Raw genomic sequence first — 17,439 nt, 5'->3', positions numbered from 1 at the left:
AACAAGATCCTTCCAGAAGGACCTCGTTGCAACAGACACTAGAAACCGCCGCGTCGGAGGCAACGACACGCCGCAAGTCAACGAGGTAGGCGACCCGGTCGACGTTCGTGGACACCGCACTAGCTGACCTGGTACGGGCCCCGCCAGGCCGGATCGTAGGACGGGCCGAGCGGCAGGGCGTCGAGCCGCAGAGCGTGGCGCCCGCCCGGCAGGGCCGCGCGGGCCCCGCCGTTGACCGCGACCGTCGTCTCGGCCAGGTGCTGCAGGACGTGCGCGACCCCGTCGGCGTTGCTGTCGAGGAGTTTCAGGTTCACGTTCTGCACCCGGTCGCACTTGGCGTGGTAGCAGGGGTCGTACGCCTTGCCGGCGCGGCCGCCGAACAGCTTCGCCTCGGCGGCGGTCTTCACGCCCTCGGCGCCCGTGGCCACGCCACCGGACGGGATGCCCTTCTCGATGAACGGGCCGTAGTCGGAACGTCCGTTGAACTCGCTCTCGGCCACCGGCAGGCGCCGTCCCTTGAAGTAGTCGCGGAACATCTTCTCGATCGCCCCCGAACCCGCGGGCGCCGGCGTCCCGCCGCCGGTGGAGTTGTCGCCGTCGTACACGGCGCGGATGCCGTTGGGCGAGCCGAGCATGTCGAGGTTGACGTTCAGGGCGATCTTCTCCCGCTCGGCCGCGGGCAGCGACTTCACGTAGTGCGTGGAGCCCCGCAGCCCCTCCTCCTCGGCTCCCCACCAGGCGAAACGCACCCGGTTGCGAAGGCCGGTCTTGCCCAGTTCCCTGATCTTCCCGGCGATGGCGAGGAGCACGGCGGCGCCGGTGCCGTTGTCGTTGATCCCCGGCCCCGCCGGGACGCTGTCGAGGTGCGCGCCGGCCACCACCACGTTGCCGGGGTCCCCGCGCTCGGTGTCGGCGACGACGTTGGCGGACGAAGTCGTCCCGTGCACCGTGTCGGTCTTCACGCGCAGCCTCAGGCCGTCCTTCTTCTTCGCGGCCTTCACCAGGTCGACGCCCAGCTCGTACGTGGGGCCGACGATCGGGAGCCTGGACGGCTTCGTCACCGTCCCGCTCACCGGCCCCTTCTCCCCCGGCTTGTTGTAGATGACCACGGCCGACGCGCCCGCCGCCGCGGCCCGCGCCGCCTTCGTCTCGAACGTGCACGCCCCGCGCTGGAGGAGGGCGATCGAACCCTTCTCGAAGCCCTTGAAGTCGCCCTTCTCGCAGCCGCTCGTCCCCTCGCCCTTCGACGGGACGTCCACGGCGGTCACGGGCGCGGTCACGTCACCGGACCCCGAGTAGGCGAACGTGCGGAAGTCCTCGTCCAGCTTGTAGGACTTCCTGGACGGCGCCGTCCGCGCGAACACCGCCTCGGACCTCTCCCGCCAGTACGGGAAGGTGAACTTCTGCACCTTCGGGGTCAGACCGGCCTTCCGGAGCCGTCCGACGACGTACTTCACAGAGACGTCGTACCCCTGGGTCCCCGCCGCGCGGTGACCGCCGTTGTAGTCGGCGATCTCCTGGAAGGCCGCCAGATGCGCCCTGACGTCCTTCAACGTGACCAGCTTCGCGAGGTCGGGACGTTCCGGCGCGGCGCCCGCCGCCGGCAGGGCCGCGGGCAGGAACAGCGCGGGCAGCGCCACGGCTGCGCCGGTGACGAGGTTGCGGCCGGTGATCAGCTTGCGCACGTGCACTCCAGCGGAAGAGGACGGAGCGGACCAGCAGCGATCCTGACCCGCGCCCCGACCCGCCTCAAGCGGCACCGCCGCCGCCACGCCAAGTCGATACCGGCGCCTTACCTGATCATTCCGGTGGGTGCAGATCGACGGGGAGACCGGGCGGGGCCGCCTCCAGCCACGCCAGGAAGCCGGTCAGCGCCGCCGCGCCCATCGCCAGCTCGACGGTCAGCTCCCCGTCCCGCACCTCGATGACGCTCACCTCCGGCAGCAGCCCCTCCGCCTCCTCGGGGCCGGGGCTGCGCCGATTGGACACGACGAGGCCCCGGCGGTGGATCACCTGCCGGGGCCTTCTGCGGAAGCCGAACACGCGGTGCCAGTGCAGCTCGTCGCCCTTGTAGCGGCCGATGCCGAGCCGCCACACCCCCGGAGCTCCGCCCTCCCGGGACAGTTCACGCAGGCTGCACTCCACGGTGCCGCCGCCGCGCGTGAACAGCCAGCGGCGCACCGCCATGCAGACGAACACCAGCGCCGCGACGAGGACGAGCGCGGCGAGCGCACCGCCCACGTCCAGTGCCAGGTGCTCGCCCAAATCCCCCGCCGTCCGTCGAACTCCAGGCCTCGATGCTAAGCCTCGATGCCCGCCGCGCGCAGCCGGGCCCGGGCGCGGCGCTCCGGCGTGGCGTCCTCGGACTCGGCGCCGAGCGCCTCGTCGAGCGCCTGCCGGGCCTCCTGGACGTCGATCTCGACGCCCAGTTCGGCCTGCTCCGCCAGCACCGAGACCTCGTCGGCCGCGACGGAGAAGAACCCGCTGCCGACCGCCGCCTGCACCGGCTCACCGCCGTCCGCCGGCTCGATCTTCACCACGCTGCCGTCGAGGAGGACGCCCAGCACCGGGGCGTGGCCCGGCAGGATGCCGAGCGAGCCCTCGATGGTCTGGGCGACCACCATCTTGGCCTCGCCGGACCAGATCTCGCGCTCCGGCGAGACCAGCCCGACCTTCAGGGTTGCCACGTCTGTTTCCTCCGAATACTGGAGCGGTTCCGCCGGAGCGGCCCGGGCGATCGCCGCGGGCCGCTCCGGCGGAGCGGACTACTTCTCCAGCTCCTTGGCCTTCTTCTCGACGTCCTCGATGCCACCGCACATGAAGAACGCCTGCTCGGGCAGGTGGTCGTACTTGCCCTCCGCCAGCGCCTTGAACGAGGCGACCGTCTCGTCCTTGGAGACCGTCACACCGGGCTGGCCGGTGAACTGCTCGGCCACGTACATCGGGTGCGACAGGAAACGCTCGATGCGCCGCGCCCGCTGGACGGTGACCTTGTCCTCCTCGGACAGCTCGTCGATACCGAGGATCGCGATGATGTCCTGCAGCTCCTTGTACTTCTGCAGGATCCGCTTCACCTCCTGCGCGACCGAGTAGTGCTCGTTCCCCAGGATCTGCGGGTCCATGATCCGCGAGGTGGAGTCGAGCGGGTCGACCGCCGGGAAGATGCCCTTCTCGGAGATGCTCCGCGACAGGGTCGTGGTGGCGTCCAGGTGCGCGAACGTGGTGTGCGGCGCCGGGTCGGTGATGTCGTCGGCGGGCACGTAGATCGCCTGCATCGAGGTGATCGAGTGACCGCGCGTCGAGGTGATCCGCTCCTGCAGCACACCCATCTCGTCGGCCAGCGTCGGCTGGTACCCCACCGCGGACGGCATGCGCCCGAGCAGCGTGGAGACCTCCGAACCGGCCTGGGTGAACCGGAAGATGTTGTCGATGAACAGCAGCACGTCCTGGCCCTGGACGTCGCGGAAGTACTCCGCCATCGTCAGCGCGCCCAGCGCGACGCGCAGCCGGGTGCCCGGCGGCTCGTCCATCTGGCCGAACACGAGGGCGGTGTCCTTGAGGACGTTCGCCTCTTCCATCTCCACCCAGAGGTCGTTGCCCTCACGGGTGCGCTCGCCGACGCCGGCGAACACCGAGGTGCCACCGAAGTTGCGGGCCACTCGGCGGATCATCTCCTGGATGAGGACGGTCTTGCCCACACCCGCGCCGCCGAACAGACCGATCTTGCCGCCCTTGACGTACGGGGCCAGCAGGTCGATGACCTTGATGCCGGTCTCCAGCATCTCGGTCTTGGACTCCAGCTGGTCGAACGCCGGGGCGCTGCGGTGGATGCCCCAGCGCTCGTTGACCTCCAGCGACGCGGTCGGGACGTCCAGCGCCTCGCCGAGCGCGTTCCACACGTGGCCCTTGGTGATGTCGCCGACCGGGACCGCGATGGACTCGCCGCTGTCGACCACCGGGGCGCCGCGGACCAGGCCGTCCGTCGGCTGCATCGAGATGGCCCGGACCATGTTGTCGCCCAGGTGCTGGGCGACCTCGAAGGTCAGGGTCTTCTCCTCGCCGCCGAGCGCGACCTGCACCTTGAGCGCGTTGTAGATCTCCGGGAGGGCGTCGGCGGGGAACTCCACGTCGACGACCGGGCCGATGACGCGCGCGACGCGCCCGGTCGCGGTCGCCGTCTCTACCTGTGCAGTCATTATCACTCCCCGCCAGACTCGGCGAGCGCGTCAGCGCCACCGACGATCTCGCTGATTTCCTGGGTGATCGCGGCCTGCCGCGCCTGGTTCATCTGGCGCGTGTAGACCCCGAGCAGTTCGTTGGCATTGTCGGTCGCCGACTTCATGGCCCGCCGGACCGACGCCTGGAAGGACGCCGCCGACTGCAGCAGCATGTGGAAGATGCGGCTCTCGACGTAGTTGGGCAGCAGCAGGTCGAGCGCGGCCTGCGCGGACGGCTCGAACTCGTACGCCGGCGGAACCTTGGCGCCCTCGCCGGCCTCGCTCTCCTCGATCTCCAGCGGCATCAGCCGCTTGACCTGGACGGTCTGGGTCAGCATCGAGACGAACTCGGTGTAGACCACGTGGATCTCGCCGACGCCGCCCTCGGCGTCGGTCTTGAGGAAGTCCTCGGTGAGCCGGCGGCCGATCTGCTCCGCGCTCGCGAAGCTCGGTCGGTCGCTGAACCCGTGCCAGGTCTCGGCGACCTCCCAGCCCCGGAACCGGTACCAGGTGATGCCCTTGTTGCCGACGACGTACGGGACGGGCTCGCGGCCCTCGTCCCGCAGCGCCTTGATCAGCGACTCGGCCTCGCGGATCACGTTGGCGTTGTAGGCGCCGCAGAAACCGCGATCACTCGTGACGATCAGGACGGCGCTGCGGGTGTCGGCCGGCTGCTCCTGCAGGATCGGATGGTCGATCCCGACATGGTGGCTGACCAGCGCCGACAGCGCCTGCGTGATCTGCGTCGCGTACGGCTTGGACGCCGCCACCGCCTGCTGGGCCTTGACGATCCGCGAGGTGGCGATCATCTCCTGGGCGCGCGTGATCTTGGCGGTCGACTTGACCGTCTTGATCTGCTGCCGGAGTTGACGAAGCTGTGCGGCCATGGCCGTCAGCCCTTCTTGACGCGGGTGATCGTCTCCTGCTCGACGTCCTCGTCATCGATCGCCTCGACGTGCTCCTCGGCCAGCAGTTCACCCTCGCTGGTCTGGAAGCCCTTCTTGAACTCCGTGATGGCGTTCTTGAGGCTGGTGAGGCCGTCGTCGGTGAGCTTGCCGGACTCACGGATCGAGGTGAGCAGGCCGCCCTCCTCACGCTCGATGTAGTCGAGGAACTCGCGCTCGAAGCGGCGCACGTCCGCGACGGGCACCTCGTCCAGCTCGCCGGAGGTGCCCGCCCACACGGACACGACCTCCTGCTCGACCGGGAACGGGCTGCCCTGCGGCTGCTTCAGCAGCTCGACGAGGCGGGCGCCGCGCTCCAGCTGGGCGCGGGACGCCGCGTCCAGGTCGGACGCGAAGGCGGCGAACGCCTCCAGGTCGCGGAACTGCGACAGCGCGAGGCGCAGCGTGCCGGCGACGGTCTTCATCGCCTTGATCTGCGCCGAGCCGCCGACCCGGGACACCGAGATGCCGACGTTGATCGCCGGCCGGACGCCCTGGTTGAACAGGTCCGTCTCCAGGAAGCACTGGCCGTCGGTGATCGAGATGACGTTCGTCGGGATGTAGGCCGACACGTCGTTGCCCTTGGTCTCGATGATCGGCAGACCGGTCATCGAGCCGGCGCCGAGGTCGTCCGACAGCTTCGCGCAGCGCTCCAGCAGACGCGAGTGCAGGTAGAAGACGTCACCGGGGTACGCCTCGCGGCCCGGCGGGCGGCGCAGCAGCAGCGACACCGCGCGGTAGGCCTCGGCCTGCTTCGACAGGTCGTCGAACACGATCAGGACGTGCTTGCCCTGGTACATCCAGTGCTGCCCGATCGCGGACCCGGTGTAGGGGGCGATGTACTTGTAGCCCGCCGGCTCGGACGCGGGAGCCGCCACGATCGTGGTGTACTCCAGCGCGCCGGCCTCCTCCAGGGAGCGGCGGACGTTGGCGATCGTGGAGCCCTTCTGGCCGACCGCGACGTAGATGCAGCGCACCTGCTTGTTCGGGTCGCCCGACTCCCAGGCTTCCTTCTGGTTGATGATGGTGTCCACGCAGACGGTGGTCTTGCCCGTCTGCCGGTCACCGATGATCAGCTGCCGCTGGCCGCGGCCGATCGGCGTCATCGCGTCGATGGCCTTGATGCCGGTCTGCAGCGGCTCGTTCACCGACTGCCGCTGCACGACCGTCGGGGCCTGCAGTTCAAGCGCGCGGCGCTCGGTCGTCTCGACCGGGCCGAGGCCGTCCAGTGGGTTGCCCAGCGCGTCCACGACGCGGCCGAGGAAGGCGTCGCCGACCGGCGCCGACAGGACCTCGCCCGTCCGCCGGACCTTCTGGCCCTCCTCGATCTTGCTGAAGTCGCCAAGGACAACGGCGCCGATCTCACGCACGTCCAGGTTCAGAGCCAGGCCACGGGTACCGTCCTCGAACTCAAGGAGTTCGTTCGCCATCGCGGAGGGCAGTCCCTCGACGTGGGCGATACCGTCGCCGGAATCGACGACGGTGCCGACCTCTTCGCGCGCGGCGGCCTCGGGCTCGTACGACTGGACGAAGCGCTCCAGCGCGTTCCGGATCTCGTCCGGACGGATCGTCAGCTCCGCCATGATTCCTCTCTTGCTCCCTAAAAGGTCAGCTCAACCGGCGCTCAGCCGGCGCCGAGCCGCCGGCGGACGTCGTCCAGCCGTCCGGCGATGGTGCCGTCGATGATCTCGTCGCCGATCTCGATCGACAGTCCGCCGATCGTGCTCGGGTCGATCTCGATGTTCAGGTGTACTTCGTGTCCGTAGGCGGCGGCGAGCACCGCGGCGAGCCGCGTCCGCTGCTGCGCCGACAGCTCGGTCGGCGTCCGGACGATCGCGACCAGCCGCTGCCTGCGCTGGGCGACGAGCTTGCCGTACTCGGCGAGCCCACCTTCAAGGCTACGTCCTCTCGGCCGCAGCACCAGCTCGGTGACCAGCGTCAGCGTCGCCGGAGTGACCTTGCCCTCCAGCAGCGCGTTGAGCAGGCCGAGCTTGCGTTCGCCCGGCAGGCCCGGACCGGCGAGGGCGCCGCGCAGCGCGACCTCCCCCTCGACGACCCGGGAGAACCGGAACAGCTCGTCCTCCAGGTCGTCGATCTTCCCGGCGGCCTCGGCGCGGGCGGCCTCGGCGGTGACCGCGAGGGCCTCCACCGCGTCCGCCAGTTCCGACGGCTTCGACCAGCGCAGCCGGACGACGTCGGCGACCAGCCCGAGAGCGGCCGGCGACACCTTGCCCTCCAGCAGGATCTGGACGAGCTGCGCCTTGTCGGCACCGTCCCGCGCCGGATCGGAGACCGCCCGCCGCAGGCCGTGCTCGCGGTCGATCAGGTGCAGCACCGCGAACAGGTCGCCGCCGAGCTCGGCCAGGTCGGCGGAGGGAATGACGGCCTCCAGCCGGTCCTTGGCCTCGGCCAGCGACGCCCTGCTCACCGCTCCCGTGATGGTCATGATGTGATCTGCTCCTGCGTGCGAGCGCGGCTCTCCAGCTCCTCGAGGAACCGGTCGACGATCCGGCTCTGCCGCGCGCTGTCCTCGAGGGACTCGCCCACGACGCGTCCGGCCAGGTCGACCGACATGGCGCCGATCTCGGCGCGCAGCGACTGCAGCGCCTGCTGCCGCTCGGCCTCGATCTGCTTCTTGGCGTCCTCGACGATCTTGCGTGCCTCCGCCTGGGCCTTCTCCTTGGCCTCGGCGATGATCTGCGCGCCCTGCTCCTCGGCCTTGCGTCGCTCGTTGGACGCCTCGACCGCGGCCGCCTTCTGCTGGGACTTGTACTGATCGAGGACCTGCTGGGCCTCTTTCTGCGCCTGCTCGGCCCGCTCGAGGCCGCCCTCGATCGCCTGGGTCCGCTCCTCCAGCGTCTTCTGCAGGCGCGGGACGAGGATGCGGCCCAGGACGACCATGACGACGACGAACGAGAAGATGCCGACGACCAGCTCGTACGGGTGCGGGACGAGAGGGTTGTTCTCCTCCGCCGCGAGGACGGAAGCTGCTGTGATCATGTCTGCAGCCCTTCGTCGATTCGGACGGCTACTACTTGATGCCCTGGAAGATGAACGGCGCGACCAGGCCGATGAGGGCGAGCGCCTCGGTGAGGACGAAGCCCAGCAGCATGTTGGTGCGGATCACGCCGGTCAGCTCCGGCTGGCGGGCGATGGCGTTCACGCCCTGACCGAAGATGATGCCGATGCCGATGCCCGGGCCGATGGCCGCGAGACCGTACCCGATCGAGGTGACGTTACCGCTGAGGGCGGCAAGAACTTCTCCCGTCATGGGTTCATTCCTTTTCTGTCGGCCGGCGGTCGCTCCGCCGGTCTGGGCTAACGAGGTTGTCTGGGCGACCCGGCACCGGAGCACCGGGGCCGGAGGGGGACTTAGTGTTCCGCTTCGAGACCGCTCTGGATGTACATCGCGGCGAGCATCGCGAACAGGAAGGCCTGCAGGAACTGGATCAGCAGTTCGAGCGCGGTCAGGACGATCGTGACGAGCACGCCGACGATGCCGACCCCGAAGCCGAGCGCGGTGGGCTTCTCGAAGAGGAACCAGAAGCCGACGAGGCTGAAGAACGCCAGGATCGTGTGGCCGGCGAACATGTTGGCGAAGAGCCGGACCGCGTGGGTGAAGGGCGCGAGGATGAAGGTCGAGAGGTACTCGATCGGCACCAGCAGGAAGTAGACCGGCAGCGGCAGGCCCTTGGGGATCAGGTTGGTGAAGTACTTCACCGGGCCCTGGTGCCGGAGGCCCAGGTACACCTTGACGACGTAGACGAAGACCGCCAGGACGATCGGGAACGCGATGTGCGACGCGACCGGGAACTGGATGATCGGGATGACGGCGAAGATGTTCCAGAACCAGATCAGGAAGAACAGCGACATCAGCATCGGCATCCACCGGTCGGTGTTCTTGCCGAGGAACGGGCGGGCGATCTCGTCCCGCACGAACATGTAGCCGATCTCGCCGATGTTCTGCATGCCGCGCGGCACGAGCTTCGGCTTGGCGAACGCCGTCCAGAACAGGACGCAGACCAGCAGCGCGCCGACGACCGCGAAGACGACGGGCTTGGTCAGCCACTCGGGGCCGCCGGCGAACAGGGGCGGGAAGTCGAACAGCTCCGGGCCCGGGGCTTGGAACTCATCTCCCCCGGAGGCGAGGACCGTCAGCGCGTTCACGCGGCGTTCCCTTCATCAATGTGGTGATGTTTCACGAAGGCTTCCTCGGCGGCTTGCTCTGCGGGGCCGCTCAGGAGGAGTGGCGACCGAACTTCAGGTAGACCAGGTAGACGGCGAGACCGACACCGATGACCAGGCCGACGGGTATCAGCCAGGTCTGGTGCGTCCACTTGGACAGCAGCCACCCGATGCCGCCCCAGATGATCATCCCGGAGAGAAGGTAGCTGGGCACGGACCAGGCGACGTCGGCGAATTCCCGTTGGCCGTCTTCCGGCCGACGCTTCTGCTCGCTCATCGCGCTCCGGACGATAGCAGGCCACCCGTGCGGTGGTCATATTGGAGTAGTCCTCGGGACCAGGCACCGTCCACGGGGCCTGCATCACGGGCTCCGGTCCAGGACGTTCTCGGTGTCGTCAATGTAGGGCCTCCGCTGCAGCACGACGCGGAACTCGGCGGCGATCCAGACCAGCGCGAGCCCGATGACCGTCCAGGCGAAGACCGTGGTGTTCCAGATCGAGACGCTGTCCATCGCGGTGACCAGCACCATCACGGCGAGGATCTTCACCATGTAGCTCGCCAGCGCGGCCAGCATCATCGTCTGCGCGGAGTACCTGGCGGCCCAGGAGACCACCAGCGCGCTGACGGAGAAGAAGGCGATCACCACGACGGAGGCCAGCACCGCGGCGAGGGCGCCCTCGGCGCCGGCGGTCAGCAGGCCGATCAGGACGGCGCCCACCCCGACGACCGAGGTCGGGATCGCGGCGCCGCGGAACATCCGGGCGTCGGAGGTATGCATCAGGGCTCCGGCTGGTCACGTTCAGTGGTCGTCTGTTGTTCGTGAAAGGTATCACAAGCGTCCGGATTGTCCACAATTACCCTAGAGGTAATGCACGGCCGGGGGACCGGGAGGCCACCTCCGGCAACGCTCGCACCTGGACTTTAGCCCAGCTCACCTCGTGCATTGCCCACTTCGGCGGTCACGCGCCGGACGGCCGGTTGTTCCTCGTCCCGCCGGCGACCGGCGGAAGAAGCGCGGGTCAGACCCGCATCGGGGGGCGCTGCGCAGGGTGGTCGCCGGTGCCCGGGTCGATGCCGGACCTGCCGCGGCGGGGCTTGCGGATCATCAGCACCACGCCGGCCGTCGCGACCAGCAGCGTGATCCCGAGGGTGATCCACGCGGCGTCGAACAGCGCCAGCCCGACCAGCCCGGAGGCCAGCAGCCCGACCCAGAAGTACATGATCAGCACGGCGCGGCGAGTGGAGTGGCCGAGCTGCAACAGCCGGTGGTGCAGGTGCTGCTTGTCCGGAGAGAAGGGCGACCTGCCCTGGTTCGTGCGCCGCCACACCGCGAGCAGCATGTCCATGAACGGGACCGCCGCCACCGCCGGGATCAGCAGCACCGGGACGAAGAACGGGAACAGCCCGTTGGCGAGGATGGCCGGGTCGAACTGGCCGGTCAGCATGATCGTGGACGCGCTGAGCAGCAGCCCGATCAGCATCGAGCCGGTGTCGCCCATGAAGATCTTGGCGGGGCTGAAGTTGTGCGGCAGGAAGCCCGCGCACATCCCGAACAGGATCGCGGCGATGAGCGTCGCGCCGGTCAGCGTGGTCAGCCCGTTCGTCCGCGAGAGCAGGTAGGCGTAGGAGAACAGCGCCAGCGCGGCGATCCCGACGACGCCCGCGGCGAGGCCGTCCAGGCCGTCGATGAAGTTCACCGCGTTGATCGTCGCGACCACGACGAAGACGGTCAGCGGCACCCCGTAGGCGGGCGGCAGCGACAGCGACTCCCCCGTCGGCAGCGGGATCACGTAGATCTGGATGCCCTGCATGATGAAGATCCCGGCGGCCGCGACCTGCCCGGCGAACTTGGTGAGCGCGTCCACCTCCCAGCGGTCGTCGGCGATGCCGATCAGCACGATCAGCCCGCCCGACAGCAGCAGCGCCTTCGCGACGCTGATGTCGCCGTCGTCGAGGACCTTGCGCATCTCCGGCAGCCCGGTCGCGACCACCAGCGCCGCCAGCATCCCGCCGAACATCGCGAGACCGCCCAGCCGGGGCGTCGGGATGACGTGCACGTCGCGGTCGCGCGGGACGGCCTGCGCCCCGAACCAGACGGCGAACCGGCGCACCGACGGGGTCAGCAGGTAGGCGACGAGGGCGGCGACAAGGATCGTGAGCAGGTACTCCCGCACTCCGCGCCTCCCTTCGCCGATCGCCGGTGCCGTGCTACCCCGTCCGGCGCGCCCCACCCACGTGCTCTGACCAGCAGGCCCCGGCCATGCCCTGGCCGATGGGCCGGTCGTCTACCTTGGACGACCGGCCGGAACGATGAGTTCGCGCCGCGACCGACCAACTGTAGACCCACCGGGCGGGCGCGCGCTGCCGATCATGCCGCGCGGACCCCGGTGCGCGCACATGATCCCGGCGCCGACGATCAGCAGCGCGAGGCCGGCCAGGCACCGGTCGCCGAGCGAGAACGCCCACACCCCGCGGGCCGCGATCTCCTCCCCCGCGTCGGCGACGATCAGCAGCAGGCCGGCCGCGACCAGGCCCGTTCCGGCTCGCCGCGGCACCGGTCGCCGGGCGACCAGCGCCACGGCGCCGAGGGCGAGGGCAAGCACCGCGGTGCCCGGCCAGCCGCCCGTCCAGCGGGGCGGGACGTACTGGGGCGGGGCGACGGCGATCGCGTGCTTGGGCAGCCGGACCCGGATGCTCATGCCCTCGTGCGGGGCCAGCGCGTTCTGGATGAAGTCCACCGCGTAGGGGCCGTCGCGGTCGCGCCGGCACCGGGTCGTCGCGCCGGGCGCGCCCGCCCGGCAGGTCGCACGCCGCAGCGGGACCGGCGCCTCCACCCGCACCGCCGCGCTCCCGATCGGGACGCTCCACGCCGTCCCGATCGCGTCCCACAGCAGCTCGTCGTGGTCGGCGCGCGGGGTGAACGCCCGCCCCACCTCGTACTCGATCACGTAGGCCTGGCGTCCGCGGACCTCGCGGCGCCGGTCGCCGACGCTGATCCGCACGTCGTGCAGGAACCTCGTTATCCGGACCCGTGACGGCGCGCCGGTGGACGAGCTGGTGCGCACGTTCCGCACGTCGTAGACGCGGTCGCCGCGGCGGAACGGCACATGCCGGACGATCCCGTGCTCGCCGCTCCGGTCGAAGTCGTAGGTGATCGTCTCCCGGACGTACAGCACACCGTCGCTGCCGAGGGTCAGCACGACGTCGTAGGTCGGGATGCTCTCCCCGGCCGGCCGGAGCGGCGGGACGGCCCCGGACACGGCGGGGGCGGGCTCACCGCCGGCCGGACCACCGGACTCACCGCTGGCCGGACCACCGGACTCACCGCTGGACGGACCGCCGGGCTCGCCACCGACCGAACCGCCGGGGGCCGGCTCGGCGCCGGCGACGCGGGCGGGCAGCATGAGCACGAGGGTCAGCAGCAGGAGGCCCGCGAAGATCGTGGGCCTCCGGACTCGGCCACGCACGCCAGGCATGGTTTCACCTGTTGCCACGATCGTGTCGGTCTAACGCGGCGGCCGGCCCGCAGGGCGGGCGCGAACGGCTTCCGGGACTCTTGGACGCGCCCGAAGCCTGATCGGTTCGCCGAATCACGAATGTCGGCCTGCCCCGGCCAGACCGTAAGCCCGCCATAAAGGCGACCATGCGGACACTGCTAAGTTATCGGCTGCTAACTCCCCAAAAAACAAGCCTGGAGGGACCTATGCGGCGAATCGCTGCAGTAGCCCTGACCGCCGGCACCCTGATGGCCGGCATGGCCGCCGTGGGCGCCCCCGCCGAGGCGGCCGCCGCCACGAGCTGGAAGCCCTACAACTCCTACAGCTACATCGACGCCTGGGGCACCTACTCCCGCAGCGGCGGCAAGACCTACGTGAAGGGCTACCTCCGCGACACCAAGAAGAACGGCTGGACCGCCTGCGTCCGGTTCCTGTTCACCGAGGGCACCCAGCGCTACTGGTCGCGCTTCAAGATCGTCGGCGTCACGTCCGGCGGCACGAAGTACAACTACGACGGCAAGGCGACCGTCTCGATCAGCGTGAGCTCCAGCTACAGCAGCCACCTGTGGGTGCAGGAGTGCGGCCGGAGCAAGTCGACCGGCAAGTACTACTACGGCAAGGGCAAGAAGCTCTTCTAAGCCACGCAGTTCAGCCTGACGAACACAGGCCCCGCCCGGCCCGGCGGGGCCTTTGCGCTATTCTCCGGCCGTTTCGGAAAACGCCTTCCCGAACTGGCCGTCGGGTATATCCGCTGATCAGCTACTGGTTCGAGGCGCCCGCCCGCAGTTTCGGCCCGGCGCGTCCGAGGGTCGGCAGCCGCACTTCCAGGGCTCTCCAAATCGCGCTTCCGGGACGCCACGGATACGACCTGAACACAAATGGCCGTCGCCATATCGGACCAATAGTTCGCCCACCGCTCGCCGCGCTGGAAAAACCGGGGACGAGAAGCGACCGGGCCGTGACCGGGCTCAGGGCTCCCGGTCGGTGGTCGGCTCGTTCTTCGCCAGGGACGGCTTGGCGGCGGGCTCGGCGGCGTCGGCAGCGGGCTCAGCGGGCTCGTCCGGCGCTTCCGCAGCCTCGCCCTTGGTCAGGGAAGGCTTCGTGGACTCCGTGTCAGCAGGCGCCTCAGCAGGCGCGTCCCGCACTTCCGTGACCTCGCCCTTGGTGAGGGAAGGCTGCGCCGGCTGCGCGTCGGAGGCGGGCTCTGCGGGCACGTCCCGCGCTTCCGCGGTCTCGCCCTTGGTGAGAGAAGGCTTCGTGGACTCCGCGTCGGAGGCGGCCTCTGCGGACGCGTCCAACTCGTCTGGCTTGTCTGGCTCGTCCTCGTCGGTGAGGAGGACGCCCACGATGGAGCGGATCTTGTCCTCGGGGATGGCGCCGGCACGGAGCAGGCGCGGGACGGGGCCGGTCAGGTCGAGGATCGTCGACGGGTCCGCGTGACCCGACGCGCCACCGTCCAGGTAGACCGAGACCGACTCGCCGAGCATCTCCGCGGCCTCGCCGGCGTCCCGGGCGGCCGCCCGGCCGGTCAGGTTCGCGCTGCTGACGGCCAGCGGGCCGGTCTCCTTCAGGACCTCCACCGCCAGCTCGTGCATCGGCATCCTGACGGCGACGGTCCCCTTGGTCTCGCCGAGGTCCCAGATCAGGTTCGGGTTCGCGCGGCACACCAGCGTCAGCGCGCCCGGCCAGAACTCGTCGATGAGGTCCTGGCCGTAGGTGCCGAGGTCGTCCACCAGGGCCGCGGCGGCCCGCACGGACCCGACCAGGACCGGCGGGGGCATCTCCCGGCCGCGTCCCTTCGCCTCCAGCAGCGCGTTCACGGCGGGCGGCGTGAACGCGTCCGCGCCCACCCCGTAGACGGTGTCGGTCGGCAGGACGATCAGCTCGCCGCGCCGCACGGCCGACACGGCCTCGGCGATCCCGCGCGTACGCTCCATCGGCTCAGAGCAGTCATAACGTCGGCTCACGGTCGCCCGTCTTCCCATCTGCGCAGCGCTCGTCCCTCTATGGCACCGACCAGGATAGCGGCGCCCACCGCGAGCCGGACGCCCCCGGACGGTCTCGCGCCCCGCCGCGGGCGCCGTCAATCCGCGGCGAGGCGGGCGGTGACGAAGCGGTCCCGGTTGGTGAGGTCGCGGCGGTTGCGGACGTCGCGCCAGCCGTTCTCCTCGGCGAAGGTCCAGTAGACGCCGTTCCCCTGCAGGTCGCTGTGCTCGACGGCGACGTACCCGCCGGGACGCAGCAGCCGGCGGGCGGTGCGCTCCACGACGCGGATCGCGTCCAGGCCGTCGTCTCCGCCGCCCCACAGCGCGTCCGCCGGGTCGTGGTCGCGGACGTCCGGCGGCACGTACTCCCACTCGCTCATCGGGATGTAGGGCGGGTTGCTGACGACCAGGTCGACGGTGCCGTCCAGCTCGGGCAGCGCGGTCGCGAAGTCGTCCAGATGGGGCCGGACGCGGCCCCGCTCGTCCAGCTCCTCGATGTTGCGGGTCGCGTGCACGAACGCGGTCGGGTCCTTCTCGACGGCGTGGACGCGGGCGCGCGGGGCTTCCAGGGCGATGGACAGCGCGATCGCGGCCGAGCCGGTGCCGAGGTCGACGACGAGCGGGTCGCGGACGTCCATGTCGCGGAGCGTCTCCAGCGCCCAGCCCACCATCACCTCGGTCTCCGGGCGCGGGACGAACACGCCGGGCCCGACCTTCAGCTCCAGGTAGCGGAAATACGCGCGGCCGGTGATGTGCTGCAGCGGCTCCCCGGCCTCGCGGCGCGCGACGAACTCCCAGAACCGGGCGTCGAACGCGCTGTCGGGGACGCCGTGCAGCTCCGAGCGCCGCACCCCGTGCACGGCCGCCGCGAGCTCCTCGGCGTCGGCGCGGGGCGAGGCGGCGCCCGCGTCGGCGAGGCGGGCGGTGGCCCTGGCGATCTCGTCGAGCAGCAGGTTCATGATCCTGCCTTCCGCGGGGGACGGCCCCCCGGACTCCCCGGGTTCGCCGCGCTCATGACTGCTCCCCTTCGCGGGGGGACGACCCCCCACACCCCCCGGGTTCGCTGCGCTCATGATTTTTGGGCATCGGCCAGGCGGCGTTCCATGTCGGCGTCGACCAGCGCCTGCGTGACGTTGTGGAGGTCCCCGTCCAGCACCTGGTCGAGGTTGTAGGCCTTGTAGCCGACGCGGTGGTCGGAGATCCGGTTCTCCGGATAGTTGTAGGTGCGCACCCGCTCGGACCGGTCCACGGTGCGGACCTGGCTCCGCCGTTCGGCCGCCGCGGCGGCGTCGGCCTCCTCCTGCGCCATCGCCAGCAGCCGCGACCGCAGGATGCGCAGCGCCTGCTCCTTGTTCTGCAGCTGGCTCTTCTCGTTCTGGCAGGAGACGACGACACCGGTCGGCAGGTGCGTGATGCGGACCGCGGAGTCGGTCGTGTTGACGCTCTGCCCGCCCGGCCCGGACGACCGGTACACGTCGATGCGCAGGTCGTTCGGGTCGACCTGGACGTCGACGTCCTCGGCCTCGGGCGTCACCAGCACACCGACCGCGCTGGTGTGGATGCGCCCCTGCGACTCGGTCGCGGGCACCCGCTGCACGCGGTGGACGCCGCCCTCGTACTTCAGCCGCGTCCAGACACCCTCTTCGGCGGAGCCCTTGGCCTTCACCGCGACGGTGACGTCCTTGTAGCCGCCGAGGTCGGACGGATGCGCGTCGATGATCTCGGTCTTCCAGCCGGCGCGCTCGGCGTACCGCAGGTACATCCGCAGCAGGTCGCCGGCGAAGAGCGCGGACTCCTCGCCGCCCTCCCCCGCCTTCACCTGCAGGATGACGTCCTTGGAGTCGCTCGGGTCGCGCGGGACGAGCAGCCGGCGCAGCCGCTCCTCGAGGTCCTCGCGGCGCCTCTCCAGATCCTCGGCCTCGGCGGCGAACGCCGCGTCCTCACCGGCGAGCTCGCGCGCGGTCGCCAGGTCGCCGTGCGTGGACGCCAGTTCCCGCCGCGTCTCGACGATCGGCCGCAGCTCGGCGTAGCGCTTGCCGAGCCTGCGCGCCAGGACCGGGTCGGCATGGACGGACGGGTCGGCGAGCCGTTCCTCGATGCCCGCGTATTCGCTGATCAGATCGTCGAGATTCACGCTGTGTCCTGACCCGTTCCGGCCCGGAGACGGCGGCCGTCCCCGGTTGCCGATTTCGAAAGGCCCGGGGACCTGGAGCGTCCCCGGGCCGTTCCTGGTATGTGTGCGGCGCTCGTCCTACTTGCCGGCCTTCTTGCCGAAGCGCTGCTCGAAGCGCGCCACCCGGCCACCGGTGTCGAGGATCTTCTGCTTGCCCGTGTAGAACGGGTGGCAGTTCGAGCAGACGTCCGCGTGGATCACGCCGTTCTCGGCGGTGCTGCGGGTCTCGAAGGTGTTGCCGCACGTACACGTCACGGTCGTGACGACGTAGTCCGGGTGAATGTCGGGCTTCATGGGTTCTCCTCGCCTCAAGCGGTCGCCGGGCGCCCCCACGCGGCCATGGGGAGACCCATGGGAGATGTGGGAAGCGTGAACCGGTACCGCAGCGGTTGCACCTCAAGTGTGCCAGATACCTGAACGTGGCGAGGTCACCGGTCA

Annotated in this window: 19 protein-coding genes; 1 reads left to right on the top strand and 18 read right to left on the bottom strand. The window is 70.2% G+C overall.

Going from position 1 to position 17,439, the window contains the following annotated elements; all coding sequences use genetic code 11:
* Window positions 1–119: 119 nt before the first annotated feature.
* The 14 genes from SM418_RS35165 to SM418_RS35100 all read right to left on the bottom strand — a co-directional run bounded on the left by SM418_RS35165 (window position 120) and on the right by SM418_RS35100 (window position 12,813).
* The gene (locus SM418_RS35165) at window positions 120–1,685 is read right to left on the bottom strand and encodes a M28 family peptidase (protein ID WP_371945908.1); all 1,566 of its coding nucleotides are present in this window, start codon (window positions 1,683–1,685) and stop codon (window positions 120–122) included.
* A 115-nt stretch (window positions 1,686–1,800) separates the two neighbouring features.
* Complete coding sequence (locus tag SM418_RS35160) at window positions 1,801–2,265, bottom strand: DUF2550 domain-containing protein (protein ID WP_371945907.1); 465 nt, start codon at window positions 2,263–2,265, stop codon at window positions 1,801–1,803.
* A 35-nt stretch (window positions 2,266–2,300) separates the two neighbouring features.
* On the bottom strand, window positions 2,301–2,687 hold the full coding sequence (locus SM418_RS35155; RefSeq protein WP_371945906.1) for a F0F1 ATP synthase subunit epsilon: 387 nt from the start codon (window positions 2,685–2,687) through the stop codon (window positions 2,301–2,303).
* 78 nt (window positions 2,688–2,765) lie between these two features.
* Window positions 2,766–4,196 (bottom strand): F0F1 ATP synthase subunit beta, encoded by a 1,431-nt coding sequence (gene atpD / locus SM418_RS35150; RefSeq protein WP_371945905.1) that lies wholly within the window; start codon window positions 4,194–4,196, stop codon window positions 2,766–2,768.
* A gap of 2 nt (window positions 4,197–4,198) precedes the next feature.
* On the bottom strand, window positions 4,199–5,104 hold the full coding sequence (locus SM418_RS35145; protein WP_371945904.1) for a F0F1 ATP synthase subunit gamma: 906 nt from the start codon (window positions 5,102–5,104) through the stop codon (window positions 4,199–4,201).
* Window positions 5,105–5,109: 5 nt separating this feature from the next.
* On the bottom strand, window positions 5,110–6,744 hold the full coding sequence (atpA, locus tag SM418_RS35140) for a F0F1 ATP synthase subunit alpha (RefSeq protein WP_371945903.1): 1,635 nt from the start codon (window positions 6,742–6,744) through the stop codon (window positions 5,110–5,112).
* A 41-nt stretch (window positions 6,745–6,785) separates the two neighbouring features.
* Window positions 6,786–7,607 carry a F0F1 ATP synthase subunit delta gene (locus tag SM418_RS35135; RefSeq protein WP_371945902.1) on the bottom strand — a complete coding sequence of 274 codons (822 nt, stop codon included), beginning with the start codon at window positions 7,605–7,607 and terminating at the stop codon, window positions 6,786–6,788.
* Complete coding sequence (locus SM418_RS35130) at window positions 7,604–8,161, bottom strand: F0F1 ATP synthase subunit B (protein ID WP_371945901.1); 558 nt, start codon at window positions 8,159–8,161, stop codon at window positions 7,604–7,606. Before SM418_RS35130 ends, SM418_RS35135 begins: the two co-directional genes overlap by 4 nt.
* 31 nt (window positions 8,162–8,192) lie before the next feature.
* A complete protein-coding gene (atpE, locus tag SM418_RS35125) occupies window positions 8,193–8,432 on the bottom strand; it encodes an ATP synthase F0 subunit C (RefSeq protein ID WP_371945900.1) in 240 nt (79 codons plus the stop codon).
* 101 nt (window positions 8,433–8,533) lie between these two features.
* Window positions 8,534–9,328 (bottom strand): F0F1 ATP synthase subunit A, encoded by a 795-nt coding sequence (atpB, locus tag SM418_RS35120; RefSeq protein ID WP_371945899.1) that lies wholly within the window; start codon window positions 9,326–9,328, stop codon window positions 8,534–8,536.
* 70 nt (window positions 9,329–9,398) lie between these two features.
* Window positions 9,399–9,623, bottom strand: a complete 225-nt coding sequence (locus SM418_RS35115) for an AtpZ/AtpI family protein (protein ID WP_371945898.1) — start codon at window positions 9,621–9,623, stop codon at window positions 9,399–9,401.
* Between the two features lie 84 nt (window positions 9,624–9,707).
* The gene (locus tag SM418_RS35110) at window positions 9,708–10,124 is read right to left on the bottom strand and encodes a Cg1360 family ATP-synthase-associated protein (protein WP_371945897.1); all 417 of its coding nucleotides are present in this window, start codon (window positions 10,122–10,124) and stop codon (window positions 9,708–9,710) included.
* A 241-nt stretch (window positions 10,125–10,365) separates the two neighbouring features.
* On the bottom strand, window positions 10,366–11,520 hold the full coding sequence (locus SM418_RS35105; RefSeq protein WP_371945896.1) for an MraY family glycosyltransferase: 1,155 nt from the start codon (window positions 11,518–11,520) through the stop codon (window positions 10,366–10,368).
* Between the two features lie 111 nt (window positions 11,521–11,631).
* Complete coding sequence (locus SM418_RS35100; protein ID WP_371945895.1) at window positions 11,632–12,813, bottom strand: DUF2207 domain-containing protein; 1,182 nt, start codon at window positions 12,811–12,813, stop codon at window positions 11,632–11,634.
* Window positions 12,814–13,049: 236 nt separating this feature from the next.
* Here SM418_RS35100 and SM418_RS35095 point away from each other — a divergent pair, with 236 nt between their 5' ends.
* Window positions 13,050–13,481: a hypothetical protein gene (locus SM418_RS35095; protein WP_371945894.1), complete on the top strand. Its 432-nt coding sequence runs from the start codon at window positions 13,050–13,052 to the stop codon at window positions 13,479–13,481.
* Between the two features lie 330 nt (window positions 13,482–13,811).
* Here the strand turns inward: SM418_RS35095 and SM418_RS35090 are convergent, their stop codons facing one another.
* The 4 genes from SM418_RS35090 to rpmE all read right to left on the bottom strand — a co-directional run bounded on the left by SM418_RS35090 (window position 13,812) and on the right by rpmE (window position 17,295).
* Complete coding sequence (locus SM418_RS35090) at window positions 13,812–14,780, bottom strand: L-threonylcarbamoyladenylate synthase (RefSeq protein WP_371945893.1); 969 nt, start codon at window positions 14,778–14,780, stop codon at window positions 13,812–13,814.
* Window positions 14,781–14,926: 146 nt separating this feature from the next.
* Entirely contained in the window at window positions 14,927–15,787 is an 861-nt protein-coding gene (gene prmC, locus SM418_RS35085) for a peptide chain release factor N(5)-glutamine methyltransferase (RefSeq protein WP_371945892.1), read from the bottom strand.
* Window positions 15,788–15,897: 110 nt separating this feature from the next.
* Window positions 15,898–16,962 carry a peptide chain release factor 1 gene (prfA, locus tag SM418_RS35080; protein WP_371945891.1) on the bottom strand — a complete coding sequence of 355 codons (1,065 nt, stop codon included), beginning with the start codon at window positions 16,960–16,962 and terminating at the stop codon, window positions 15,898–15,900.
* A 117-nt stretch (window positions 16,963–17,079) separates the two neighbouring features.
* Window positions 17,080–17,295, bottom strand: coding sequence for a 50S ribosomal protein L31 (gene rpmE / locus SM418_RS35075; protein WP_371945890.1), 216 nt, complete (start codon window positions 17,293–17,295; stop codon window positions 17,080–17,082).
* Between the last annotated feature and the right edge of the window lie 144 nt (window positions 17,296–17,439).

This window comes from Actinomadura chokoriensis, assembly GCF_041463665.1.
In the GTDB taxonomy this organism is placed as follows: Bacteria; Actinomycetota; Actinomycetes; order Streptosporangiales; family Streptosporangiaceae; genus Spirillospora; species Spirillospora chokoriensis_A.
This window is presented reverse-complemented; position numbering and strand designations above follow the sequence as displayed.